This window comes from Streptomyces sp. NPDC085481, from assembly GCF_044541845.1.
Lineage (GTDB): Bacteria > Actinomycetota > Actinomycetes > Streptomycetales > Streptomycetaceae > Streptomyces.
On record NZ_JBITTJ010000015.1, the window covers coordinates 218,252 to 224,466 of the forward strand.

Annotated in this window: 5 protein-coding genes; 3 read left to right on the plus strand and 2 right to left on the minus strand. The window is 73.5% G+C overall.

Going from position 1 to position 6,215, the window contains the following annotated elements; genetic code table 11:
- Window positions 1-11 precede the first annotated feature (11 nt).
- Window positions 12-1,061 carry an asparaginase gene (locus ACIGEZ_RS28475; RefSeq protein ID WP_399836369.1) on the minus strand — a complete coding sequence of 350 codons (1,050 nt, stop codon included), beginning with the start codon at window positions 1,059-1,061 and terminating at the stop codon, window positions 12-14.
- Between the two features lie 108 nt (window positions 1,062-1,169).
- On the opposite strand from ACIGEZ_RS28475, the gene ACIGEZ_RS28480 reads away from it, so the two are divergent.
- On the plus strand, window positions 1,170-1,625 hold the full coding sequence (locus ACIGEZ_RS28480; RefSeq protein ID WP_399836372.1) for an Lrp/AsnC family transcriptional regulator: 456 nt from the start codon (window positions 1,170-1,172) through the stop codon (window positions 1,623-1,625).
- 12 nt (window positions 1,626-1,637) lie between these two features.
- Here the strand turns inward: ACIGEZ_RS28480 and ACIGEZ_RS28485 are convergent, their stop codons facing one another.
- A complete protein-coding gene (locus ACIGEZ_RS28485; protein ID WP_399836375.1) occupies window positions 1,638-2,108 on the minus strand; it encodes an RrF2 family transcriptional regulator in 471 nt (156 codons plus the stop codon).
- Between the two features lie 245 nt (window positions 2,109-2,353).
- Between ACIGEZ_RS28485 and ACIGEZ_RS28490 the strand changes: the two genes are divergently transcribed.
- Window positions 2,354-5,023 carry an FAD/NAD(P)-binding protein gene (locus tag ACIGEZ_RS28490; RefSeq protein ID WP_399836405.1) on the plus strand — a complete coding sequence of 890 codons (2,670 nt, stop codon included), beginning with the start codon at window positions 2,354-2,356 and terminating at the stop codon, window positions 5,021-5,023.
- 203 nt (window positions 5,024-5,226) lie between these two features.
- A complete protein-coding gene (locus ACIGEZ_RS28495; RefSeq protein WP_399836378.1) occupies window positions 5,227-6,030 on the plus strand; it encodes an endonuclease I family protein in 804 nt (267 codons plus the stop codon).
- Window positions 6,031-6,215: the final 185 nt, after the last annotated feature.

Here is a 6,215-nt window from a genome sequence, read left to right on the forward strand (position 1 = left end):
TGCGGGGTGCCTTACGCGTGGGAGGGGGTGGCGGCGAGGGCGGGCTCGGAACGGACCGGGCCTTCGAGCAGGGTGCGCAGCAGGGCGGTGCGGCGCTCGGTCGATGGCGTGTCCGACAGGAGGGCGGTGAGGAGGGCTATCCGGGCCTGGCCGGGGCGCAGCGTGCCGGCCAGGACGGCGCCCGCGGCGGCCAGGTCGACGGCGCCGCCGCCCGTGTAGACCTCGGCGACCGGGCCGGAGGCGACGCGGGTGGAGAGGACCACGAGGACGCCCCGGTCGACGGCGTGGGCGACGGCCTCGGCCATCTCGGGCGTGGCGTTGCCGGCGCCGGTGCCGACGAGGACGATGCCCTGGGCGCCGGCGGCGAGGGCCGCGTCGAAGAGCAGCGGGTCGGCGTCGGAGTGGTGCATCACGATGTCGACGCGGGGCGCGGGGCGGCCGGTGGCGGGCAGCGGCAGGGGGGCCGGGCGCTCGGGCTCGCGCTCGACGTCGACCTGGCCGAAGCCGAGGCGGCCGAGGCGGTCACCCGAGGGGTCGGCGAACGGGTCGGAGGCGAGCGTCTTGGTCTTGACCGTGCCGCGGGCGGCGTGGACCAGGCCGTCGAAGACGACGAGGACGCCGAGGCCGTGCACGGTGGCGGCGACCTGCAGGGCGTCGTAGAGGTTGCCGGGACCGTCACCGTCGCCCGTACCGAAGGGGCGCTGGGCGCCGGTGAAGACGACGGGGCGCGGGTCGGAGTGGTGCAGGTCGAGGAAGAAGGCCGACTCCTCGAGGGTGTCGGTGCCGTGGGTGACGACGATGCCGTCGACGCCGGGGTCGGCGAGCGTCTCGTGGACGGTGCGCAGCAGGGCCAGCTGGCGGCCGGTGGTCATCCGGGAGCTGTTGACGTTGAACAGGTCGACGACCTCGACGTTCACGGCGTCGGGGACCGCGGCGGTCGCCACGACGTCGTCGCCGGAGGCGTCGGCGGCGTATCCGCTGCCGGTCCAGCGGCTGGCTATGGTGCCGCCGGTGCTGATGACCACGATGCGGCGCGGCCTGCTGTCGCGCGTCCACTTCATGAGCGTGCTGTCCTTCCCTGGGGTGCGCGGCAAGGATAGGCCAACGACTACGCAACGCGATTGCGAAATCACCCCGGAACCATGAACAGAGCGGTGGATAATTGCGCCATGGACCGAATCGATCTCCATATCTTGCGCGAGCTCCAGGAGGACGGCCGGCTGAGCAATCAGGAGCTCGCCCAGCGCGTCGGCCTCAGCCCTTCCCCCTGCATGCGGCGGGTCCGCCAGCTGGAGCAGGACGGGGTGATCCAGGGCTACCGCGCGGTCATCGCCCCCGAGGCCGTCGGCCGGAGTTTCGAGGTACTGGTCTCCGTGGAGGTGAAGCGGGACCGGGAGACGGTCGAGGCCTTCGAGGAGGCCCTGCAGGACATCCCCGACGTCATCGAGGCCTACCGCCTCTTCGGCAGCCCCGGCTGCCTCCTGCGCATCGCGGTCGCCGACCTCGCGGCCTACGAACGGCTGTGGATCGAGCGCCTGACGACCCTGGCGGGGGTCACGGAGGTCAACTCGCAGATCATCATGAAGCGGGTGAAGGAACCCCGCGGGCTGCCGGTCGAGCGCTGAGGCGGCTTCCCGTCAGCCGCCGTGCGGATACGTCCGTACGTCGTCCTGGTAGGTACGGGCCCGCTCCTGGACGAGCGCGGGCAGCTCCCCCGTCACCAGGTCGGCCAGGGTCGTGCCCTCCAGGACCTGACGGAGGCTCGTCCGCACGGCACGCCACACGTCGGGCAGCGGGGCGGCCGCGCCCTGGTACTCGAGGCCCGTCAGTTTCAGGTCGCGCACGCTGACGAGCGGTCCGTCCATCGCCCTGATGACGTCGGCGAGGGTGATCTCCCCGGGCGGCCGGGTGAGCGAGTAGCCCCCGTCGGGGCCGCGCACGCTCGACACCAGGCGTGCCTGGCGCAGTTCGCTGAGCACGACGAAGAGAAAGCGGACGGGGATGTCCTGGCGTCCGGCGATGTCCTCGGCCTTCAGCGGTCGTTCCGGGGCGCCGGCCAGCTCCGCCATGGCCCGGATGGCGTAGTCCGTTCGCGCTGAGATCCTCACCGGCCAAATGTCTCACGAGGCCTTGTTGTCCAAAACCGGCGTTGTGAGTTCATTTTGTTCATCGACATAGTGAACATTGCCCGTGCCGTGCCCGCTTCGCACCGGAGGTACCCGTGGTGTCCGCCGCGTCCGCTGTGTCCGCCGAGTCCGCATTCGCCAAGTCCGCTGAGTCCGTTGGCGCCGCCGAGTCCACTGAGGCCGTCGAGGCCGTCGAGGCCACTGAGGGCACGCATCGGCGACCGACGGTGGCCGTCGTCGGCGCGGGCGCGGCCGGCGCCCTCGTCGCCGTCCAGCTCTGCGAGGCGGCGGCCCGGCGGCGCACGCCGCTCGACCTGGTCCTGATCGACCCCGCGCCGGAGGCCGGCCGGGGCATCGCGTACGCCACCGAGGTCCCCGAGCACCGGCTCAACGTGCCGGTCGGCGGCATGAGCTGCTACCCGGACGACCCCGGCCACTTCCTGCGCTGGCTCACCCGCCACGGCGAACCCACCGTCACCGCGGCCGACTTCGCCTCCCGCTACCGCTACGGCGCCTACCTCGCCGACACCCTCGGCCGCGCCGTCATCGCGGCGCACGGCACCGTCTCCGTACGACGGTTGCGCACCCGGGCGACCGGCTGCGCCGACGCGCCCGGCGGACGCGTCGGACTCCGGCTCGCGGACGGCGGGTCTGTGACGGCGGACAGCGTGGTGCTCGCCACCGGGCCCGCCGCGGGCCGGGCCGACTGGGCGCCGGCCGGACTCGCCGGCTCCGACCGGTTCATCGCCCGCCCCTGGGCGCCCGGCGCACTCGACGCCGTGGGCCCGTCGGACGACGTCCTCCTCGTCGGCACCGGCCTCACCGCCGTCGACCTCGCACTCGTCCTCGACCGGCCCGGCCGTACGCTGCACGCCGTGTCCCGCACCGGGCTATTGCCCCGGCCGCACGCCGTCGCCCCGCTCCCCGCCGTACCCCCGCCGCCGGACCTCGCCGGGCTCCCGTTCCCCCGCCTGCGCAGGGCGGTGGCCCGGCACGTCGCCGCCACGCGCCGCACCCACGGCGACTGGCGGCCCGCCTTCGACGGACTGCGGCCCGGGATCGCCCGGCTCTGGCAGGGCCTCAGCGACGACGAGCGGGCGGAGTTCCTCGGGCGGGACGCGACCCTCTGGAACGTCCACCGGCACCGGATGGCCCCGTCCACGGCCGAGGCGGTCACCCGGGCGCGCGCCGCCCGCCGGCTGCGGATCCACGCCGGCCGGGTCGCCTCCGCCGTACCGGCCGAGGACGGCGGCCTCGCCGTGTCCCTCGTCGACGGCCGCGAGCTGCGCGTGGCGTGGGTGGTGGACTGTACGGGGCCGGGGCTGCGGGCGGACGCGGGCGGCGACCCGCTGTGGGGCGGGCTCCTCGCCGACGGGCTCGCCGTACCGGGACCCCTGGGCATCGGCGTGGCCACCGACACCGGACGGCTGCGGGACGCCCAGGGACGCGCCGCGCGGCCGCTGTTCACGCTCGGCGCGCCGCGCCGGGGCGAGCTGTGGGAGACCACCGCGATCCCCGAGATCCGCGCCCAGGCCAAGGAGATCGCCGAGGCCGTCCTCACGCCGCTCCCCCACAGCCCGCGGGCGGCGCGGCGCCGGCCCACCGACCAGTTCGGTCTGCCGCTGTCCACCCATGCCGCTGCCGCCGCGGCCTTCCGTACCGGACTCGGCCGGGTGATCACCGTACGGGCGAAGGCGGCCGAGGCGTTCACGCGCGCCACCGAACTCGACCCGGGCTTCGCCCTCGGGCACGCGGCGCTCGCCCTGCTCGGCCACGAGGGCGGGGCGGACGTCGATGTCGCGCGGGCCCTCGCGGACGCCCGACGCAGCGCTCGGGAGCGGGGGGACGAACGGGAGCGTTCGTTCGTCGACGTCGTCACGCGCCGGATCAGTACGCACGACGGGCCCGGGGACGGGGACGGCGACACGGCGCTCGTCGCCCACCTGGACCGCTTCCCCGGCGACGCGTTCGCGCTCGGCATCGCGGTCCCCACCATCGCCTTCGCCGGTGTCGGGGACCTCGACGGCACCCTGGCCCTGCGCTTGGTGGAGGGCACCGCACCCGCGTACGAGGGCCACTGGTTCCACACCTCGCTGCTCTCCTTCGTCCGCCAGGAGCAGGGCCGGATCGACGAGGCGGGCGAGCTGGCCCGGGCGGCGCTCGCCGCGGAGCCCGCATCCGGCCACGCCGTGCACGCCCTCGCCCATGTCCACTACGAGTCCGGCGCCCACCGGGCGGGCCGGGACTGGCTCGACGGCTGGATCGGCGGCCAGGGCCGGGGTGCCGTGCACCGGGCGCACTTCTCCTGGCACGTGGCCCTGCACGAGCTCGCCCTCGACGACTCGGCGGCGGTACGCCGTCGCTGGTTCGCCCAGCTGGCTCCCGGTCAGGTGAGCGGCGTCCGCGCGCTCGTCGACTCCGGCTCGCTCCTGTGGCGGGCCCGCATGTCCCGGAACTGGACCGGCCGGGTCCCGGTCGACGGCGTCCTCGACGCGGTCGCCCGCGACCTGGTGGAACGCCCCTCGACGGCGTTCACGGCCCTGCACGGCGCCGTCGCCCTGACCGCCGCGGGCGACCTGCCGGCCCTCCGCCGCCTGCGCACCCACGCGGCCGGGGCGGACCCGGTGCAGCGGGAGGTCGTCGTGCCCCTGTGCAGCGCGCTGGAGGCCGTACTGGAGGAGGAGTGGGACACGGCGGCCGAGCGACTGCGCTGCCTGCTGCCCTCGCTGCGCCGGGTGGGCGGCAGCGCGGCGCAGCGCGAGGTCGTCGAGGAGACCCTGCTGTACGCCCTCGTGGAGGCGGGCCACCGCGACACCGCCCGCCGGCTCCTGGAGCAGCGGCTCGACCGCCGCGCTTCGCCGCTGGACCGCCGCCGACTGGCGGGCCTGCGGGGCTGAACCATCCGCACGGCCGATCGGACATCGGCCGTGGTTCCCCCGTATGCGAGAACGTCACGCAATAGCCTTCTGACCGTTACACGACAACCCACCACCCCATGTCACTCTCCCGGTGACAGAAAGTCAACACGCGTAGATCGCGGTGCCCTTGAGCCGGGCGCCACGATTCCCCCACGCGTACCGTCCCCGGGAAAGGGCCCCCCATGTCCGTTGTGAAGACTGGCAGATCGAAGATGCTGGTGGCAGCGATCGCCGCCGCCCTCGTCGGCCTCACGCTCCCTGCGGTCACCGCGACTCCCGCCGGCGCCACGACCACCGCGTACGACAGCACGTACTACCAGAACGCCGTCGGCAAGACCGGCACGAGCCTCAAGTCCTCGCTGCACACGATCATCAGCAGCCAGAGCAAGATCTCGTACGACGCGGTCTGGAACGCGCTGAAGGTCACCGACCAGGACCCCGACAACACCAACAACGTCATCCTGCTGTACAGCGGCACCTCGCGCAGCAAGAGCCTCAACGGCGGCGACGTCGGCGACTGGAACCGCGAGCACACCTGGGCCCAGTCCCACGGCAACTTCGGCACCTCGGCCGGCCCCGGCACCGACCTCCACCACCTGCGCGCGGCGGACGTCCAGGTCAACAGCATCCGCGGCAACAAGGACTTCGACAACGGCGGCAGTCCGGTCAGCGGCGCACCCGGCAGCTACACCGACAGCAACTCCTTCGAGCCGCGCGACGCCGACAAGGGCGACGTGGCCCGCATGATCCTCTACATGGCCGTCCGCTACGAGGGAGACGACGCCTGGGCCGACCTGGAGCCCAACGAGTCGACCACCAACGGCAGCGTCCGCTTCCACGGCCGCCTCTCGGTCCTGAAGCAGTGGAACGAGCAGGACCCGCCGAGCGCGTTCGAGGAGCGTCGCAACGACGTCATCTACAACACCTACCAGGGCAACCGGAACCCGTTCATCGACCACCCGGAGTGGGTCGAGGCGATCTGGTAGTCCGCAGGAGACGAGAGGAGGGGCCGTCCCGGAACGTTCCGGGACGGCCCCTCCTCTCGTTCAAGCGATCAGGACAAGCACCTCAGGACATCAGGTCGTCCTGGGGGTCATCCGAAGGACTTGATGCCGCGCCAGTCCACGGAGAGGACGGTCTTGACGGCGGCGTTGGTGTTGGTGGTGGACGG